The sequence below is a fragment of the Nocardioides sp. NPDC057767 genome, assembly GCF_042798275.1.
Classification (GTDB): domain Bacteria; phylum Actinomycetota; class Actinomycetes; order Propionibacteriales; family Nocardioidaceae; genus Nocardioides.
This window is the reverse complement of the sequence record NZ_JBHVKJ010000047.1, coordinates 1-17775: the sequence shown is the minus strand read 5'-3', so window position 1 is coordinate 17775 and position 17775 is coordinate 1. Positions and strand designations below refer to the sequence as shown.

Here is a 17775-nt window from a genome sequence, read left to right as displayed (position 1 = left end):
GCGCTCGCGGCTTGACCAGCGGCGGAGCGGATACCCTCGCAGGTGTGACGGACCTACGCCCCGGGTGGGCATCCGGGGACGGGCTGGTGAGGGTCGGGGCCTACGAGCTCCTCACCAAGCTCGGTGAGGGCGGCATGGGTGTCGTCCACCTGGCCCGCCACGAGGAGACCGGCGAGCGGGTGGCGCTGAAGGTGCTGCGTACGCATGTCGTGGGGGACGAGGAGACCCGTGCGCGGCTGGAGCGCGAGGTCAGGTCCCTGCGACAGGTGCGCAGCCCGTGGATCGCCGAGATCGTCGACGCGGACCCCTATGCGGACCTCCCCTACGTAGCGACCCGCTACGTGCCTGGGTCGACGCTGCACGACCGGATCAAGGACGACGGGCCGGTCCTCGGCGAGGACCGGTTCTGGCTGGCCCGCTGCCTCGCCGACGGCGTCGCCGCCTGCCACGACGCCGGCGTGCTGCACCGGGACGTGAAGCCCTCCAACGTGGTGATGGAGGGACGTACGCCGGTGCTCATCGACTTCGGGCTGGCCCGGGTCGCCGACGACCCCCAGATCACCCTCACCGGTTGGCTGGTCGGGACGCCGGGCTACCTGGCGCCGGAGATCCTGGAAGGGACGCCCGCGTCGCCGGCCAGCGACGTGCACTCGTGGGCGGCGACCACCGCCTATGCGCTGCTGGGCAGGCCTCCGTTCGGGACCGGGCCGTCGATGGCCGTCCTGGATCGCGTACGCCGCGGCCAGCACGATCTCGACGGGATCGAGGGGTCGATGCGGGAGGTGCTGACGGCCGCGCTGGCGACGGATCCCGCGGACCGGCCGGGTCTCGAGGAGCTGCAGGAGTGGCTGATGGAGCCCGAGGTGCCGTGGTCCGGGGGCGACGCCGCGGCGGTGACGAAGGTGCTGCCGCTGACGATGCCGCTGGCCGCCGCACCCATGAACGCAGGGCTGAAGCCGACGCTGGTAGACCCCGACGCGGCCGGCGACGCGGTGACGGAGGTGGCGACTCCTGCCGTCGAGGAGGTGCCGCCGACCGCGGTCACCGTCGCCGACGCCCCGGCCGATCCTCTGGTGGTGCGTCGGTTCGATCCGCACGCACCGCCGCCACCTGCTCCGCAGCCCGAGCCCGGTTGGAGCCCGCCCAGCGCGCACTCCAAACTCAAGCGCTGGCCTGGCCCGATGCACTTCCTGATCCTGGTCGCGCTCGCCGCGATCCTGGCCGGGGTCGTCGCAGCGTACCCGTTCCTCGGCGTCGCCCTGCTCGGCCTCGGTGTCTGGCTGCTGCGGGCCGCATCGCTCGCCTCCGACCACCTGTCGAAGCGCCGCGAGGCGCGCGGACGGAAGTGGTACGACGGGCCGTGGGCGCTCATCCGCTCGCCGTGGGACCTGGTGCGCGCCATCCCTGGCACGGCAGCGCTGACCGTGCTGACCGGCGTGATCGCGGCCGCCGCCGGCGTGGGATTCCTGGCGCTGGGCGTGCCACTGAGCGCCGTGCTCTACGCCGCCGCGATGACTTTCATGTCCGCCGCCTGGCTCGCCTCTCAGCGGGTCCGGGACACCGTCGGTCCAGTCGCCCGCGCCGCCTCGTCGCCTTCCCAGCGATGGGTCATCGCCGTCGTCGGCCTGGCGATCATCGCCGCCGCCGTCGGTTGGTACGCGCTGCAGGTGGGTGTCTCCTGGATGCCCCTGGACGACGCCCGGTCGAGCCGGCTGCCCGACGTCCTCTACGACATCCTGCGGCGTGCTCGGTGATCAGGGCGCGGCCGCCCGGAGCCGCTCGAGCAGCGGCCGGGCGGCCTCGGCGAGGAACCTGTCCTGGGTGTCGCCGCCGATCTGCACCAGCGCGACGTCGGTGAAGCCTGCCTTCCAGTAGGCCGAGACCGCCTCGACGATCGCATCCAGGTCGGGACCGCACGGCACCGACCGGGCGACGTCCTCGGGACGGACGAGCTGGGTGGCCGCGGCGAAAGCGGCCGGCGTGGGCAGGTTGGCGTTGACCTCCCAGCCGCCGCTGAACCAGCGCATCTGCTCGTGCGCACGGCGCACGGCAGTCTCCTTGTCGGGGTCCCAGCAGATCGGGATCTGGCCGATCGCGCGAGCCCCGGTGCCGATCCGCTTGGCGCCCTCGACACCGTTCCAGGTGTCGACCAGTGACGCCTCGGGCTCGACGGCGATGAGGTGGTCGGCCAGCGGCGCGAGCTCCTCGATGGCGCGTTCGCCGCCCACGGCGAGCCCGATCTCGACGGGCTCCTCGGGGAGGTCCCAGATCCGGGCGGAGTCGACCTGGAAGTATTCACCGCGGTGGTCGACCAGCTCGCCGGTGTGCAGGTCGCGGATGATCCCGACCGCCTCGCGGAGCATCGCGTGCCGTTCCTGGACCGAGGGCCAGCCTTGGCCGACGACGTGCTCGTTGAGGCTCTCGCCGGAGCCGAGGCCGAGCCGGAAGCGCCCCTCGGCGAGCAGCTGCACGGTGGCGGCCTTCTGCGCCACCACAGCGGGGTGGTAGCGGAGCGTCGGGCAGGTGACGTACGTCATCAGGCCCACGCGCGAGGTGGCATGGGCGACCGCGCCGAGCACGCTCCAGGCGTACGGTGCGTGCCCCTGCTCCGTCAGCCACGGCGAGTAGTGGTCGCTCATCACCTCGAAGTCGAAGCCGGCCTCCTCGGCGGAGGAGGCGTAGCGCACGAGGTCGCGAGGTCCGCTCTGCTCGGTGAACAGGGTGTAGCCGAGATCCGTCATGCCTGTTCGGTACCCATGTCCTGGGTGGCCATTCGTGCAGTCACAGTCGCGCCAAGAGCGCTCCACCGTGGATGCCGACGACCTGTCCGGTGGTGAACCCGGCCTCCGGTGAGACGAGGTGAGCCACGAGTGCGGCGACCTCCGCAGGCCTACCGGGCCGGCCGATCGGGATCCGGGAGGTGCGTTCCTCGATCAGCTCGGGGCTGCGGCGGGAGTCCCAGAACTCGGTGTCCGGGACGAAGCCGGGAGCGACCGCGTTGGCGGTGATGCCGTCGGCCGCGACCTCGGCGGCGAGCCCGGTGATCCAGGTGTTGATGGCGCCCTTGGAGGCTCCGTACGAACCGTGGCCGCGCAGTGCGGAGATCGAGCTCATCGCGACGATCCGGCCGCCTGGACGGGCCAACCCGGGCAACAGCGCCTCGACCGGGAGCACCGCGGTGAGCACGTTGAGCCGGTAGTCGGCCGCCCAGTCGCGCGCCAGTGCCTCCAGGTCGTCGCCGGTCGCGGGGGCGTTGCCGCCGGCGTTGAGGACGAGCACGTCCAGGCGGTCCGGGCAAGCAGCGGCCAGTGCGCGTACGTCGCCCGGATCGGCGCAGTCGGCGACGACGTACGTCACCCGGTCGGCGCCGACGGCGGCGTTGACTTCCTTGGTCGCGGTCTCGAGCACCTCCGCCCGGCGACCGACGATGGTCACCTCGAGCCCGTCCGTCGCCAGCCGATGGGCGATGACGCGTCCCAGTCCGGTTCCGCCGCCTGTCACCACCGCTGTTCTCGTCATCTCGGTCACGTCGGTCGAGCGTACCGGCGCTCGCCAGGCTCCGCTGGTCGAGCCGGGCCGCGCGGTGCCGGGTGTCTTGGCTAAGGTGCTGGCCATGCCAGGGCCCGACGTACAAGACCTCCTCGACGGCATCAGCGACGGCAAACGGGCGGCGGTGTCACGAGCCATCACCTTGGTGGAGTCGACCAAGCCCCAGCACCGCGACATCGCGCGCGAGCTGCTCACCAAGCTCCCCGCGGGCGACACCGTGCGGGTCGGGATCTCCGGCGTTCCCGGGGTCGGCAAGTCGACCTTCATCGAGGCGCTCGGCAGCCGGCTGACCGCCAACGGCCTCAAGGTCGGGGTGCTGGCCGTCGACCCGTCCTCCGTACGCACCGGCGGCTCCGTCCTGGGCGACAAGACGCGCATGCAGCGGCTCTCGGTGGACCCCAACGCCTTCATCCGGCCCTCGCCGAGCGCGGGGACGCTCGGCGGGGTCGCCCGGGCGACCGTGCAGGCGATGGCCGTGCTCGAGGCGGCCGGCTACGACGTGATCCTCGTCGAGACTGTCGGGGTGGGGCAGTCCGAGGTGACCGTGGCGGGGATGGTGGACACGTTCCTGTTCCTCACCATCGCGCGCACCGGAGACCAGCTGCAGGGGATCAAGAAGGGCATCCTGGAGATCTCCGACGTGATCGCGGTCAACAAGGCCGACCCCGACGACCCCAACCGTGCCCAGGAGGCGCGTGCGGCCGCACGCGAGCTCGCCGGCGCGCTGCGGCTGGTGCGCTCGCGTGAGGAGTGGGCACCACCGGTGATCACCGCCTCGGCACTCCACGACGACGGGGTCGACTCGGTGTGGGAGCAGGTGATGGCGCACCGCGCCCACCTCGGCGAGGACGGCCTGCGCACCAAGCGTGCCGAGCAGCAGCTCGACTTCACCTGGGCGCTCGTCCGTGACGAGCTCGACCAGCGACTCAAGCACTCTCCGGGCGTCAAGGCGATCCGTGATCAGATCCGCGGTGAGGTGCTTTCCGGCGAGCTTCCCGCGACCGTGGCGGCGGACAGGATCCTGGCCGCCTACGACAAGGATTAGTCTGGCGGGACCATGCTGGAGCCTGCTGCCTTCCTCGCCGAGCGAGTCGACGCCTACGATGCCGAGCTGATCGACCTGCGCCGGGACATCCATGCCCACCCGGAGCTGTCCTGGCAGGAGCACCGCACCACAGAGCTGATCGCCGAGCGGCTGGAGAAGGCGGGTTGGCAGGTCGACCGGCCCTCTGCGACCGGTCTCATCGCTGATCTGGGCGAGGGGGAGAACGTCGTCGCGCTGCGAGGTGACATGGACGCGCTGCCCGTAGACGACGTCACCACCGATGTCTGGACGAGCACCGTCCCCGGGGTCGCCCACGCCTGCGGCCACGACGTGCACACCACGGCGCTGCTCGGCGCCGGCCTCGCCCTGGCCGACCTGCACCGCGAGTCACCGCTTCCCGGCGGCGTACGCCTGCTGTTCCAGCCTGCCGAGGAGGTCATGCCGGGCGGGGCGCTGCACCTGATGAGCCTGGGTGCGCTCGACGACGTGGAGCGGATCTTCGCGCTGCACTGCGACCCGACCGTGGACGTCGGACGGGTCGGGCTCCGCTCCGGCGCGCTGACCAGCGCGGCCGACATGATCGACGTCCACCTCAGCGGCACCGGCGGTCACACCTCGCGCCCGCACCTGACCGGCGACCTGGTCTTCGCGCTCGCCAAGGTGACCACCGAGCTGCCCGTGATCCTGAGCCGGCGGATGGACCCCAGGGCCGGTGTGAGCGTGGTCTGGGGCAAGGTCACGGCCGGCCAGATCCACAACGTGATCCCCGCTCACGGCTCGGTCGGGGGCACCGTACGCATCCTCGACAGTGACGCCTGGAGCGAGGTCGAGCACGTGGTGCGCGAGGTGGTCGCCGAGATCATCGCGCCCTATGGCGTGACGGCCGCCGTCGACTACACGCGGGGCGTCCCGCCGGTGAGCAACGACGAGGGGTCCCACCAGATCCTCGTCGACACGGTCCGGGACGTCCTCGGTGAGCGTGGCGCGGTCGTCTCCGCGCAGAGCCTCGGCGGCGAGGACTTCGGGTGGTACCAGGAGCAGGTGCCGGGGTCGATGTTCCGGCTCGGCGTACGCACCCCCGGTGGTCCCACCTACGACCTCCACCAGGGCGACCTGCGCATCGACGAGCGTGCGGTGGGCGTCGGCGCCAAGGTGCTTGCCGCCGCCGCCCACCGCACACTGAGCAGGCCCAGCTAGCCCTTCCGGTACGGCACGCCGTCGGCAGCCGGGGCACGTGAGTGCCCGACGAGCCCGGCCACGGCGAAGATGGTCACGACGTAGGGCAGCATCAGCATGAACTGGGACGGCACCGGCGAGCCGATGACCGAGAGCACCGACTCGACGTTGGTCGCGAAGCCGAAGAGCAGCGCCGCCAGCGTCGCCTTGATCGGGTCCCACTTGCCGAAGATCACCGCCGCCAGCGCGATATAGCCCGCACCGCCGGTCATCTCACGTCCGAAGGACGGCACCGAGACGAGCGTGTAGGTCGCGCCGCCGATGCCCGCGATCGCGCCGGCGAGCAGCACGGTGCGGTAGCGGGTGGCGATCACGTTGATGCCGACCGTGTCGGCGGCCTTCGGGTGCTCGCCGACCGCGCGGACCCGCAGTCCCCACTTGGAGCGGTAGAGCGCCCACGCGATCAGGACGACCGCGGCGTACATCAGATAGACCAGCACGGTCTGGCGGAAGAAGATCGGGCCGATGACCGGGATGCCGGACAGCAGCGGGATCTCCAGGCGTGGGAAGTGGGGCGGGTTGTTGAGGGCAGCCGCGTTCTCCGAGAGGACCTGGGAGAACATGAAGCTGGTGAAGCCGATGACCAGCACGTTGAGGACGACACCGACGATGACCTGCTCCACCCAGTAGGTGATCGCGAAGAGGCCGAGCAGCAGCCCGATGAGCATGCCGGCGAGCATCGCCGCGACCAGGCCCGCCCACGGCGAACCCGTGAGCGAGGCGGTGATCGCCGCGCCGAAGGCGCCGAAGAGCAGCTGGCCGTCGATGGCGATGTTGACCACACCCGCCCGCTCACCGAGTACGCCGCCGAGGGCACCGAAGACCAGCGGAACCGCCAGCGCGAGGGCGCCGGCGAGCAGGCCGACCACGGGAAGCGTCTTCCCCGCGACCGCCCAGGCGAGGAAGCCGGACACCGCGACGACCGCGAACGCGGCGACCGCGACCAGGTGCGTCTTGCGGCCGGAGTAGGCGTTCCACGCTGCGTGCGCGGTGCCGAGGAGACACAGGACCACGGCCGTCCAGACGATGGCGTTGGCGGGCAGCGCGATGTCGGGGATCGTGAACCAGTCGCCGTCGCGGCTCCACCGGAAGGTGGAGTCACCGGAGCGGGGACGTACGAGGACGAGCAGCGCCACCAGCACGGTGAACGCAGCCATCACGCCGGGCGTCTTCCACACGCCCGGAATGCGCTCGGCGACGGCGGGTGCGTCGGAGTTGACCGGAAGATCGACAGTGGACACGGTCAGGCCTCCTTGGTGGGGAGTCGGAAGATCGCCTTCACCAGAGGCGGTGCGGCGAGGAAGAGCACGATCAGGGACTGGATGACCAGCACGATGTCGACCGGGATCCCCTCGGAGGCCTGCATGAAGAAGCCGCCGGACTTGAACGCGCCGAACAGGATGCCGGCGGCCAGGATGCCGAAGGGACGCGAGCGGCCCAACAGCGCGACGGTGATCGCGTCGAAGCCGATCCCGGCGTCGAGACCGCTGGTCGCGCCGTCGGTCACCGAGCCGAGCACCTGGTTGACCCCGGCCGTCCCGACCAGCGCGCCGGAGATCAGGAACGCGCTGAAATAGGTGCCACCGACGTTGATGCCCGCCGCCCGTGCTGCGGACGGGTTCTCGCCGACCGCCCGGAACCGGTAGCCCAGCGAGGAGCGGTTGAGGATCCACCAGACCAGGAACGTCGCCAGCACCGCGAGCAGGAACCCGGCGTGCAGGTTGAACTGCGGGCCGAGCAGGTCCGGCAGGATCGCCGACTCCGGCATCGGCGAGGACTTCGGGTTGCCCGAGCCCGGTGCCTGGAGCAGCGACTTGCGCGTCAGCGCGTAGAAGACCAGGTAGTAGCCGACGTAGTTGAGCATGATCGTGACGATCACCTCATGGGCACCGGTGAGGGCCTTGAGGAGGCCGGCGATGCCGCCCCACAGGGCAGCGACCAGCGCGCCGACGAGGATCGCCAGCGGCAGGTGCACGATCATCGGCAGGTCGAGCCTGACTGCCACGAACGCGGCCGCGGCGCCACCGAGCAGCATCTGACCGCGCCCGCCGATGTTGAAGAGACCGGCCCGGAAGGTCAGGCCGATGCCGAGCCCGGCCAGCGTCAGCGGCGCGGCGAACTTCAGCGTCTCGGTGATCGGCTTGACCTGCTGGACGAACGTGCTGCCCAGATCGTTGTACACCGCACCTCGCCACAGCGAGACGTACGCCCCGGAGATCGCCTCCCACGCGTAGTAGAACGTGTCGGAGGGGCGGGCGAAGAAGTAGGAGAGCCCATAACGGACGTCCTCGTCGGTGAAGAGGATCATCAACGACCCGAAGAACATCGCGAGCACGACCGAGAGCACCGCGACCAGCGCGTTGCCTGCGGTGATCTCGCGCATCGCCAGGTGCCAACGGCTAGCCTCGGGCACCCGGTCGGTGTCGGAGGCAGCCGGTTCTGTCGGCTCGGCCGGCTCCGTCGGCTCCGTCGTCTCGGCCGGCTGATTCTCCGGCCCCTTCTCGCTCACGCTTCGCTCCCTTCAGGAGACTCGCCGGCCATCATCAGGCCGAGGGTTTCGCGGGAGGTGTCGGCGGGCACGATGCCCACGACCCGCCCGCGGTAGAGGACCATGATCCGGTCGGCGAGAGCGGCGATCTCGTCGAGCTCGGTGGAGACCACGAGCACCGGGACGCCGGTGTCGCGCGCGGCCACGATCTGCTGATGGATGAACTCGATCGAGCCGACATCGACGCCGCGCGTCGGCTGTGCCGCGACGAGAAGTCGCAGGTCGCGAGAGAGTTCTCTGGCGACGACGACCTTCTGCTGATTGCCGCCAGACAGCTGCCCGGCCAGGGTCGAGACCCCGGGGGCGCGTACGTCGTACTCGGCCAGCTTCTCCTTGGCGAAGGTGTCGAGCTTCTTGAGGTTCAGCGAACCGCGCGAGACGAAGGGCTCCTCGTGGCTGCGGTTGAGCATGAGGTTCTCGGCGATGGTGAAGTTGCCGACCAAACCGTCGACCTGGCGGTCCTCGGGGATGAACCCGATCCCCGCCTCGAGCGCTTTGCGCACCGAGCGGCCCACGATCTCGTGGCCGTCGAGCTTGATCGAGCCCTCGACGTGCGGAGCCAGGCCCACCATGGCTTCGGTGAGCTCGGTCTGGCCGTTGCCCTGGACCCCGGCGACGGCGAGGATCTCACCGGCGTCGATGTGGAAGCTGATCGAGTCGACGTGCACACGGCCGTCCTCGTCGGCCACCGTCAGGTCGGAGACGACGAGTGCGCGTTCGCCCGGCTGCGCCGGGTCCTTGTGCACCTTGAGCTCGACCGGCCGCCCGACCATGAGGGCCGCGAGCTCTGCGTTGGAGGCCTCCGGGGAGGCCTCGCCGACGACCGCACCCCGGCGGATGACCGTGATCCGGTCGGCCACCTCGCGCACCTCGCGAAGCTTGTGGGTGATGAACACGATGCCCGTGCCCGATGCCTTGAGCTGGCGCATGATCGCCATCAGGTCATCGGTCTCCTGCGGGGTCAGTACGGCGGTCGGCTCGTCGAACACGAGCACCTCGGCGTCACGCGAGAGCGCCTTGATGATCTCGACCCGCTGCTGGACGCCGACGGGAAGGTCCTCGACAAGTGCGTCGGGGTCCACCTGGAAGCCGAAGCGCTCGGAGATCTCCCGGACGCGCTTACGGGCGGCGTCGAGGTCGAGGCTGCCGGCGAACCCGGTGGCCTCGTGGCCGAGCATGACGTTCTCCGCGACGGTGAAGACAGGGATGAGCATGAAGTGCTGGTGCACCATGCCGATGCCGGCGGCCATCGCATCGCCGGGACCCTTGAAGCGCTGCGGCTCGTCGTCGATGAAGATCTCGCCCTCGTCGGCCTGGTAGAGGCCGTAGAGCACGTTCATCAGCGTGGACTTGCCCGCACCGTTCTCACCGAGCAGGCAGTGGATTTCGCCCGGCTCGACGGTCAGGGATATGTGGTCGTTGGCGACCAGGGAGCCGAAGCGCTTGGTGATGTCGCGAAGCGCGAGTCTCATGGCACGGATCATTCCTTGCAGGGGTGGAGAAATTCCGAAAGTACGTGGCGAGGGGGCCGGGTGCGTCCGGCCCCCTCGTCGTGGTGGTCCCGACGGGCGGGACCACCGGGTGGGTCACTTCGCGAGGTAGGAGTTGACCTTGATCGAGCCGTCCTTGATCCCGGCGGTGACCTCCTCGATCTCGGCGGGGAGGGTCTCCGACACCTTCGACTCGAAGTTGTGGAACGGCGCCAGGCCGACCCCGTCGTTCTCCAGCGTGCCGACGTAAGGCGTCGCGTCGAACTTGTCCTCACCCGCGGCGAGGATGACATCCGTGGTGGAGGTCTTCATGTTCTTCAGGATGGAGGTGAGCACGACGTCCTGGGTGTTCGGGTCGGTCTCGTAGAAGTCGGCGTCGACACCGATCAGGGCCACGTCCTTGCCGGAGTCGTCGATCGCGGTGAGCGCGCCCTGGTAGATCGGGCCGCCGACCGGCAGGATCACGTCCGCGTTCTGGTCGATGATCTGACGGGCGGTGTTGGTGGCCTTCTCGTTGGCGACGAACTCGCCGGTGAAGGAGCCCTTCTCGCCGCCCTCGTAGCCGACGACCTTGACGTCCTTGTTCTTGGTCTTCGCGTAGTACTCGACGCCCTGCTTGAACCCGTCCATGAAGATCGTCACGGTCGGGAACGGCTGACCGCCGTAGGTGCCGACGACGCCGGTCTTGGTGTAGTCCGCGGCGACGTAGCCGGCCAGGAACGCGGCCTGGGCGGTGTCGTAGAGGATCGGCTTGATGTTCTCCGCGTCGGTCTTGCCGTCGAAGTCGGCGTCGGCCGCGTCATCGATCAGGACGTACTCGGTCTCGGGGTTGGCCTTCGCGGACTCGATGGTCGCAGCGGAGAGGGCGAAGCCGACGGTCACGATGGTGTCGCAACCCTGCCCGACCAGGCTCTCCAGGTTGGAGGTGTAGTCGTTGGGGCTGTTGGATTCGACGTCCTTGAACTTCGAGCCCAGCTCATCGGCGGCTTCCTTCACGCCCTCATAGCTGAGCTGGTTGAACGACTTGTCGTCGAAGCCGCCCTCGTCGGAGACGATGCAGGGAAGGTAGTCGCTGTTCCCCTCCCCGGCGCGCTCGGCAGGCGCCTCTCCGCACGCGGCGAGCGCGGCAGCGGTCAGGACCGCGGCGAAGCCGCCGGCGGCGGCCTTCTTGATGTTGTTCTTCACTGGTGCCTCCAGGTCGTTGCTCCGCGAATCACGGCGCAAAGGACATTCATGTCCGAACGTTCTCCCCAAAGACCGAGCATTGCCAGGGATTACGCGAACGGTTACCAACTTTTGATCTCGACGAAGCCTAAGCCTCGTAGGTTGCGCTTGGTTGTCCGGACAGGCTTTAAGGTCGAACCATGACCGAGAAGCAGACGTACGTCGCAGAGGGCTTTGACTGGGAAGGCCTGCGTGTGCAGGCGGTCGAGGCCGCAAAACATGCGTATGCGCCCTACTCCGACTTCCGCGTCGGAGTGGCCGGAATCGCCGACGACGGGCGCCTTCTCCAGGGGTGCAACGTGGAGAACGCGGCCTACGGGGTCACGCTGTGCGCCGAGTGCGGCCTGGTCTCCTCGCTGCACATGACCGGCGGCGGCCGGCTCACCCACGTCGTCTGCGTCAACGGCTCCGGCGAGGTCATCATGCCGTGCGGCCGCTGCCGCCAGCTCCTGTGGGAGAACGGCGGCCCCGAGCTGCTGCTGATGACCGTCTCCGGCGTGAAGCCGATGTCGGAGGTCCTTCCCGACGCCTTCGGTCCGGAGGCCCTGGCGTAACCGGCCGGACGACGCCCGGTGGGGGACCGCGGCAGTCGCGCTTTACGCTGTCCGTATGGCGGAACATGATGCGGTCGAGGTGATCCTCGCCAAGCGCGACGGTGGCGAGCTCAGCGACTCGCAGATCGACTGGATGATCGCGGCCTACACGGCCGGAGTCGTGGCTGAGGAACAGATGTCGGCGCTCAACATGGCGATCCTGCTCAACGGGATGTCCCGGCGCGAGATCGCGCGGTGGACGGCGGCGATGATCGCGTCTGGGGAGCGGATGTCGTTCGACTCCCTGGACCGGCCGACGGCCGACAAGCACTCCACCGGCGGCGTGGGCGACAAGATCACACTGCCGCTGGCGCCGCTGGTCGCCGCCTGCGGAGTGGCGGTGCCGCAGCTGTCCGGACGCGGGCTCGGCCACACCGGTGGCACGCTCGACAAGCTCGAGTCGATCCCCGGGTGGCGCGCGTCGCTGTCCAACGAGGAGATGCTCGCCCAGCTCGGGTCGGTCGGCGCGGTGATCTGCGCGGCCGGTGAGGGGCTGGCCCCGGCCGACCGAAAGCTCTACGCGCTGCGTGACGTCACCGGGACCGTCGAGTCGATCCCGCTGATCGCCTCCTCGATCATGTCCAAGAAGATCGCCGAGGGCACCGGTGCGCTCGTGCTCGACGTCAAGGTCGGCGCCGGCGCCTTCATGAAGACTCTCGCCTCCGCGCAGGAGCTGGCGCGCACCATGGTCGACCTCGGCACCGACGCCGGGGTCAACACGGTCGCGCTCGTGACCGACATGGCCACGCCGCTCGGCCTCACCGCCGGCAACGCGATCGAGGTGACCGAGTCCGTCGAGGTCCTCGCCGGCGGTGGCCCTGCCGACGTCGTCGAGCTCACCGTCGCGCTCGCCCGGGAGATGCTGACGGCCGCCGGTGTGTCCGGCCCGGATCCTGCCGACGTACTCGCCTCGGGAAAGGCCATGGACGCCTGGCGGGCGATGATCTCGGCCCAGGGCGGTGACCCCTCGGCGCCGCTGCCGGTCGCACGCGAGACCCACGTCGTCACCGCACCTTCGTCGGGCGTGCTGACCCGGCTCGACGCGATGGCCGTCGGCCTCGCCGCCTGGCGCCTCGGTGCCGGGCGCGAGCGCAAGGAGGACGCCGTCCAGGCCGGCGCCGGGGTCACCTGGCACGCCCGCCCGGGCGACGAGGTGACGGCCGGTGCGCCGCTGTTCACGCTCCACACCGACACGCCCGAGCGCTTCGACCGGGCTCTGGCCGCGCTGGAGGGTGGCTACGAGATCGGGGACGGGGCCGCGTACGAGGCGACGCCGCTGATCCTCGACCGCATCAGCTAGCCGCGGAGGAGTCCGGCGGGGGTCGTGTTCGTCGGTCTCCGCGAGCTGTAACACGTCGTTCGTAGCACTACTCGCCCTATTCGAACGACCGGATAGACCGTGTAACAGCGTGTTACACCTCGCCGGCGGGCCGGACCGATAACAGTTCGCATCGCATGCCGGCCGACGGCCAGACTTCCTCCATGGAGATCGTCAAGCCACCCAAGGCCGTCGCGGGCGACAAGGTCGCCGTGCTGTCACCCTCGTTCGCCGCGCCGGGGGTGGCGCCGGCGATCCACGAGCAGGCGCTGGCGCGGCTGGCCGAGGTGACCGGGCTGGTGCCGGTGGAGTACCCGACGACCCGGAAGCTGGGCGCGTCGGCGCAGGAGCGCGCGGCGGACGTGAACGCGGCGTTCGCCGACCCGGAGATCCGGGCGGTCCTGGCGACCATCGGTGGCGAGGACCAGATCACCGTGATCCCGCACCTCGACCCCGACCTGGTCCGGAAGGACCCGAAGCCCTTCCTCGGCTACAGCGACAACACCAATCTGCTCAACTGGCTGTGGACCAGCGGCGTCGCCGCGTTCCACGGCGGCTCGACCCAGGTCCACCTCGGTCCGGGGCCGGCGCTCGACCCGATCCACGAGGCCTCGCTGAAGGCGGCTCTCCTCACCGGCGAGACCCTCGAGATCACCGAGCCGGGGGAGTCCGAGGACATCGGCCGCGACTGGAACGACCCGCGGGCGCTGACCGAGTACGGCGAGCGGGAGGCGACCGAGCCGTGGACCTGGGCGGGCCCGGCTCGCACCGTGACCGGCCGCACCTGGGGTGGCTGCATCGAGATCCTCCAGTGGGCGCTCACAGCCGGACGCTTCCCGGCCGACCCGGGGGTGGTGGCGGGCGGCGTACTTCTGCTCGAGTCCTCCGAATTGCGCATCCCGGCGCGCGAGTTCGCCTGGATTACCCGATCCCTGGGCGAGCGCGGGCTGCTCGAGGCGATCGACGCGGTGGTCGTCGCGCGTCCGCCGACGTCGGACTTCGAGCACCGCCCGAGCGCCGAGGAGCGGGCCGCCAAGCGCGCCGAGCAGCGGGACGCGGCGATCGAGACCGTCGCCCGCTACAACCCCGATGCGGTGGTCGTCGTCGGCCCGCCGTTCGGGCACACCCGACCGCAGTGGGTCCTGCCGTACGGCGGCGAGATCACCGTCGACGGCAGTGCCCGGCGGCTGTGGGCCGACTACTCCTGAGATTCAGTCTTCGAGGAGCAGGACGACTGACTCCGCGACGCATGCCGGCTTGGCGGAGCCCTCGATCTCGATCGTGGTCTTCACGACGAGCTGCAGCCCGGTGGGGAGCTCGGTGACCTCGCCGAACGAGACGACCGGGCGGATCCGGGAGCCGACCAGGACCGGGGTGGGGAACCGGACCTTGTTGAGGCCGTAGTTGAGCTTGGCGCCCGGAGTCTCCAGCGAGTAGACACTCACGCCGAGGTAGGGGATCAGCGACAGAGTCAGGTAGCCGTGGGCGATGGTGCCCCCGAAGGGGCCCTCCTTGGCCCGCGCCTCGTCGACGTGGATCCACTGGTGGTCGCCGGTGGCGTCGGCGAACGCGTTGACGCGGTCCTGGTCGACCTGGAGCCATTCGCCGGTGCCGATCTCGGTGCCTGCGGCGTCGGAGACTTCTTCGAGAGTGGTGAATTTGCGCACCCCCGGAATCTAGTCCGATAGGGAACAATAGGCCCATGGAACCGTCCGACATGCAGATCAAGGCGGCGCCGAAGGTGCTGCTCCACGACCACCTCGACGGTGGCGTACGTCCCTCGACCCTCATCGAGCTCGCCGCCGAGGTTGACCACCAGCTGCCCGAGGGGACCCAGGACGATCCGGTCGCGCTGGAGGAATGGTTCGTCACCAGCGCTGACTCGGGCTCGCTGGAGCGCTACCTGGACACGTTCGCGCACACGCTGGCGGTCATGCAGACCCTGCCCGCGCTGACCCGGGTGGCTCGTGAGTGCGTCGAGGATCTCGCCGAGGACGGCGTCGTCTACGCCGAGGTCCGCTGGGCGCCCGAGCTCCACCTGGCCAACGGTCACGAGCCGGAGGAGGTCGTCGCGGCCGTCCAGGCCGGGTTCGACGAGGGCACGGCAGCCGTCGCCGCGACCGGGAAGAAGATCGTCGTACGCCAGCTGCTGACCGCGATGCGGCAGGCCGCTCACGCCACCGAGATCGCCGACCTCGCGGTGGCCTGGCGCGACCGTGGGGTCGCCGGGTTCGACATCGCCGGGCCGGAGAAGGGCTTCCCGCCGAGCCGGTTCCTGGCGGCGTTCGAGCACCTGGCAGCGGAGAACATGCGTTTCACCATCCACGCCGGCGAGGGCTTCGGGCTGCCCTCGATCTGGGAGGCCGTGCACCCCTGCGGCTGCGACCGGCTCGGTCACGGCGTACGGATCGTGGAGGACATCACGATCGAGGAGGGCGAGGCGCCGCGGCTCGGCCGGCTGGCTGCGTACGTCCGGGACCGGCGGATCCCGCTCGAGCTCTGCCCGCGCTCCAACGTCCAGACCGGGGCCGCGAAGTCGATCGCCGAGCACCCCATCGGGCTGCTCTACGACCTCGGCTTCCGGGTCACGATCAACACCGACAACCGGCTGATGTCACGCACCTCGATGTCGGCGGAGATGGCCGGGATCGTGGAGGCCTTCGGCTGGGGGCTGCCCGAGCTCCAGCGGCTGACGACCAACGCGATGAAGTCCGCGTTCATCCCCTACGACGAGCGGGTGGATCTCATCCACGAGATCAAGGACGCGTACGCGGCCCTGTGAGACGCTGAACGGCGACATAGCCGTGCTTCGGGTAGACCGCGGTGCAGCCCTTGGCGACCGCGTCCGCGACGACCTGCGGCTGCGCGCGCATCAGCGCCAGGCCCCGCTTGACCAGCACGTTCGGTGGCTTGCGGCGCTCGCGGAGGTCGCGCGTGAGCCGGCGCCAGAAGGTCACCGTCGGTGACTGGGTGACGCAGTAGGCGGCGGCCAGCAACCCCGCGTCGAGGCACTCGGCCACGATGTCCTGGGCGAAGATCCCCTCGGCGACGAAGAACGACTCGTCGCCGAGGGTGAGCTCCTGCCAGCCGGTGCGACCGTCGTGGGCGATGTCGTAGACGGGTACGTCGGCGGTGCCGGCCTCGCACAGCGCGGCGATCGCCTTCACCGCGTCATCCGGCAGCCAGGAGTCGGGGTGGTCCCAGTCGACCAGGCCCGCGTTCGGGCCCTCGGTGATCCGGGGGAGCGAGGGGTCGGAGCCGTCCTTGTAGAAGTCGTCCAGCCGGAGCACCGGCAGACCCAGCCGCTCGGCCAGACGGGACTTGCCGGCGCCGGAGGGGCCGGCGAGGACGATGACCTGAGCACGCACCGGAGCATTCTCCCCGAGAGTGCCCGAAACCGCGTAGCCGGCCTCAGTAGCCGGCGCCGGAACCCGATCCCGGCGCCCCGGCCAGCAGCGCGCGTGAGCCCGAGACGCCGAGCCGGTTGGCGCCGGCGGCGATCATCTGCTCGGCCTGCTCCATGGTGCGTACGCCGCCGGAGGCCTTGACGCCGACGTCAGGACCGACGGTCTGGCGCATCAGCTCCACCGCGTGGACGGTGGCGCCGCCGGCGGGGTGGAAACCGGTCGAGGTCTTCACGAAGTCCGCGCCGGCGCGGACGGCGGCCTGGCAGGTGCCGACGATCTCCTCGTCCTCGAGCGCGGCGGACTCGATGATCACCTTCAGCACCGTCGGCGCCGGAGCCGCGGCCCGGACGGCGGCGATGTCGGCCTCCACGTCGGTGTAGCGCTTCTCCTTCGCGGCGCCGATGTCGATGACCATGTCGATCTCGTCGGCACCGGCGTCGACCGCGGCCGCGGCCTCGGCGGCCTTGACCGAGGAGATGTGCTTGCCGCTCGGGAAGCCGCACACCGCGGCGAGCTTCAGCTCGGCCGGCGCGGCGACCGGCAGCATCGAGGGCGAGACGCACACCGAGTAGGTGCCGAGCTCGGCGGCCTCCACGATCAGCGCCTCGACGTCGGCGTGCGTCGCCTCGGGCTTGAGGAGGGTGTGGTCGATCAGCTTCGCGATCTCTGTGGAGGTAGGCACGGCCTCAGCATAGGCCTCTCGGGGTCGGGGGCTAATGTTTGCGCCGTGAATGACGACCAGCCCGAGGAGTGGTTCCGCAACTCCAGCAGCACCGCATGGGGTTTCCTCTCCGCAGGGGCCGCGATCGCGGTCATCGTGATCGACGCGGCCACCGGCTGGCACCCCGAGACGACGGCCGGCGGCGTGCTCTTCGTGCTGGTGGCGTACGCCGCCTTCATCCGCACCAAGGTCGGGGTCAGCGAGGGCGACTTCGTCCTCCACCACCTCTACTCCACCGTGCGCTTCCCGATGGCTGCGCTCGAGAGCGTCTCGGTCGGTCGCACCCTCGGCGCCTACGCCGGCGGCCGCACCTATGTCAGCGGTGCCGTCGGGCGTCCGATGCGCGAGGCGGTCAAGGGTGCCAAGCGCGATCACAAGCCACTGAGCAACCACGCCGACTTCATCGAGGACCGCCTCAACGCGCTGGCCCAGGACGCCCGCGACCGGCGCCGGATCAAGCGCGACTCCGACGAGCAGTTCGCGCTCGCCGAGGACGTACGCCGCAGCTGGGACTGGCCGCTGATCGGGGTCACTCTCGCAGTAGCGGTGGTGTTCGTGATTCTGCTCGTGGTCTGAGCGATCGGGGTAGTCCAGGGAGTTTCCGTCGGTCTACTCGCGAGTAACCGACGGAAACTCCCTGGACT

17 protein-coding genes are annotated in these 17775 nt (G+C 70.1%); 8 read left to right on the top strand and 9 right to left on the bottom strand.

What is annotated here, in order from left to right; all coding sequences use genetic code 11:
• Positions 1 to 44: 44 nt before the first annotated feature.
• Entirely contained in the window at positions 45 to 1754 is a 1710-nt protein-coding gene (locus ACFVDI_RS21575) for a protein kinase (RefSeq protein ID WP_378909959.1), read from the top strand.
• On the opposite strand, the gene ACFVDI_RS21570 is transcribed toward ACFVDI_RS21575, so the two are convergent.
• Together ACFVDI_RS21570 and ACFVDI_RS21565 are read right to left on the bottom strand one after the other, a co-directional pair.
• The gene (locus tag ACFVDI_RS21570) at positions 1755 to 2741 is read right to left on the bottom strand and encodes an LLM class F420-dependent oxidoreductase (protein ID WP_378909952.1); all 987 of its coding nucleotides are present in this window, start codon (positions 2739 to 2741) and stop codon (positions 1755 to 1757) included.
• 40 nt (positions 2742 to 2781) lie between these two features.
• Complete coding sequence (locus tag ACFVDI_RS21565; protein ID WP_378909949.1) at positions 2782 to 3615, bottom strand: SDR family NAD(P)-dependent oxidoreductase; 834 nt, start codon at positions 3613 to 3615, stop codon at positions 2782 to 2784.
• On the opposite strand from ACFVDI_RS21565, the gene meaB reads away from it, so the two are divergent.
• Positions 3596 to 4594 carry a methylmalonyl Co-A mutase-associated GTPase MeaB gene (gene meaB / locus ACFVDI_RS21560; RefSeq protein WP_378909945.1) on the top strand — a complete coding sequence of 333 codons (999 nt, stop codon included), beginning with the start codon at positions 3596 to 3598 and terminating at the stop codon, positions 4592 to 4594. The genes ACFVDI_RS21565 and meaB overlap by 20 nt on opposite strands.
• 12 nt (positions 4595 to 4606) lie before the next feature.
• Complete coding sequence (locus ACFVDI_RS21555) at positions 4607 to 5791, top strand: amidohydrolase (protein WP_378909936.1); 1185 nt, start codon at positions 4607 to 4609, stop codon at positions 5789 to 5791.
• Here the strand turns inward: ACFVDI_RS21555 and ACFVDI_RS21550 are convergent.
• The 4 genes from ACFVDI_RS21550 to ACFVDI_RS21535 all read right to left on the bottom strand — a co-directional run bounded on the left by ACFVDI_RS21550 (position 5788) and on the right by ACFVDI_RS21535 (position 11053).
• Positions 5788 to 7071 carry an ABC transporter permease gene (locus ACFVDI_RS21550; protein WP_378909928.1) on the bottom strand — a complete coding sequence of 428 codons (1284 nt, stop codon included), beginning with the start codon at positions 7069 to 7071 and terminating at the stop codon, positions 5788 to 5790. The two genes, ACFVDI_RS21555 and ACFVDI_RS21550, sit on opposite strands and share 4 nt — an antisense overlap.
• A gap of 2 nt (positions 7072 to 7073) precedes the next feature.
• A complete protein-coding gene (locus ACFVDI_RS21545) occupies positions 7074 to 8339 on the bottom strand; it encodes an ABC transporter permease (protein WP_378909925.1) in 1266 nt (421 codons plus the stop codon).
• Positions 8336 to 9850, bottom strand: a complete 1515-nt coding sequence (locus ACFVDI_RS21540) for an ABC transporter ATP-binding protein (RefSeq protein WP_378909920.1) — start codon at positions 9848 to 9850, stop codon at positions 8336 to 8338. The genes ACFVDI_RS21545 and ACFVDI_RS21540 overlap by 4 nt, the downstream gene beginning before the upstream one ends.
• A gap of 114 nt (positions 9851 to 9964) precedes the next feature.
• Positions 9965 to 11053, bottom strand: coding sequence for a BMP family protein (locus ACFVDI_RS21535; protein ID WP_378909917.1), 1089 nt, complete (start codon positions 11051 to 11053; stop codon positions 9965 to 9967).
• A 179-nt stretch (positions 11054 to 11232) separates the two neighbouring features.
• Between ACFVDI_RS21535 and ACFVDI_RS21530 the strand changes: the two genes are divergently transcribed.
• The 3 genes from ACFVDI_RS21530 (at position 11233) to ACFVDI_RS21520 (ending at position 14211) form a co-directional block, all read left to right on the top strand.
• Complete coding sequence (locus tag ACFVDI_RS21530; RefSeq protein WP_378909914.1) at positions 11233 to 11646, top strand: cytidine deaminase; 414 nt, start codon at positions 11233 to 11235, stop codon at positions 11644 to 11646.
• A gap of 55 nt (positions 11647 to 11701) precedes the next feature.
• The gene (locus ACFVDI_RS21525; RefSeq protein ID WP_378909911.1) at positions 11702 to 12985 is read left to right on the top strand and encodes a thymidine phosphorylase; all 1284 of its coding nucleotides are present in this window, start codon (positions 11702 to 11704) and stop codon (positions 12983 to 12985) included.
• 182 nt (positions 12986 to 13167) lie between these two features.
• Entirely contained in the window at positions 13168 to 14211 is a 1044-nt protein-coding gene (locus ACFVDI_RS21520) for a S66 peptidase family protein (protein WP_378909908.1), read from the top strand.
• A gap of 3 nt (positions 14212 to 14214) precedes the next feature.
• On the opposite strand, the gene ACFVDI_RS21515 is transcribed toward ACFVDI_RS21520, so the two are convergent.
• A complete protein-coding gene (locus tag ACFVDI_RS21515) occupies positions 14215 to 14670 on the bottom strand; it encodes a MaoC family dehydratase (protein ID WP_378909905.1) in 456 nt (151 codons plus the stop codon).
• A gap of 35 nt (positions 14671 to 14705) precedes the next feature.
• Between ACFVDI_RS21515 and ACFVDI_RS21510 the strand changes: the two genes are divergently transcribed.
• On the top strand, positions 14706 to 15785 hold the full coding sequence (locus tag ACFVDI_RS21510) for an adenosine deaminase (protein ID WP_378909902.1): 1080 nt from the start codon (positions 14706 to 14708) through the stop codon (positions 15783 to 15785).
• On the opposite strand, the gene ACFVDI_RS21505 is transcribed toward ACFVDI_RS21510, so the two are convergent.
• On the bottom strand, positions 15760 to 16371 hold the full coding sequence (locus tag ACFVDI_RS21505) for a uridine kinase (protein ID WP_378909899.1): 612 nt from the start codon (positions 16369 to 16371) through the stop codon (positions 15760 to 15762). The two genes, ACFVDI_RS21510 and ACFVDI_RS21505, sit on opposite strands and share 26 nt — an antisense overlap.
• 43 nt (positions 16372 to 16414) lie before the next feature.
• Entirely contained in the window at positions 16415 to 17092 is a 678-nt protein-coding gene (deoC, locus tag ACFVDI_RS21500; RefSeq protein ID WP_378909896.1) for a deoxyribose-phosphate aldolase, read from the bottom strand.
• A 45-nt stretch (positions 17093 to 17137) separates the two neighbouring features.
• Here deoC and ACFVDI_RS21495 point away from each other — a divergent pair, with 45 nt between their 5' ends.
• Positions 17138 to 17707 (top strand): hypothetical protein, encoded by a 570-nt coding sequence (locus ACFVDI_RS21495; protein ID WP_378909893.1) that lies wholly within the window; start codon positions 17138 to 17140, stop codon positions 17705 to 17707.
• The last annotated feature ends 68 nt before the right edge of the window (positions 17708 to 17775 follow it).

Coding starts and splice junctions, on each gene's coding strand:
- ACFVDI_RS21530 (WP_378909914.1), top strand. CDS start 11,233: ATGACCGAGAAGCAGACGTACGTCGCAGAGGGCTTTGACTGGGAAGGC.
- ACFVDI_RS21565 (WP_378909949.1), bottom strand. CDS start 3,615: ATGGCCAGCACCTTAGCCAAGACACCCGGCACCGCGCGGCCCGGCTCG.
- ACFVDI_RS21520 (WP_378909908.1), top strand. CDS start 13,168: ATGGAGATCGTCAAGCCACCCAAGGCCGTCGCGGGCGACAAGGTCGCC.
- ACFVDI_RS21570 (WP_378909952.1), bottom strand. CDS start 2,741: ATGACGGATCTCGGCTACACCCTGTTCACCGAGCAGAGCGGACCTCGC.
- ACFVDI_RS21555 (WP_378909936.1), top strand. CDS start 4,607: ATGCTGGAGCCTGCTGCCTTCCTCGCCGAGCGAGTCGACGCCTACGAT.
- ACFVDI_RS21540 (WP_378909920.1), bottom strand. CDS start 9,850: ATGAGACTCGCGCTTCGCGACATCACCAAGCGCTTCGGCTCCCTGGTC.
- ACFVDI_RS21510 (WP_378909902.1), top strand. CDS start 14,706: ATGGAACCGTCCGACATGCAGATCAAGGCGGCGCCGAAGGTGCTGCTC.
- ACFVDI_RS21525 (WP_378909911.1), top strand. CDS start 11,702: ATGGCGGAACATGATGCGGTCGAGGTGATCCTCGCCAAGCGCGACGGT.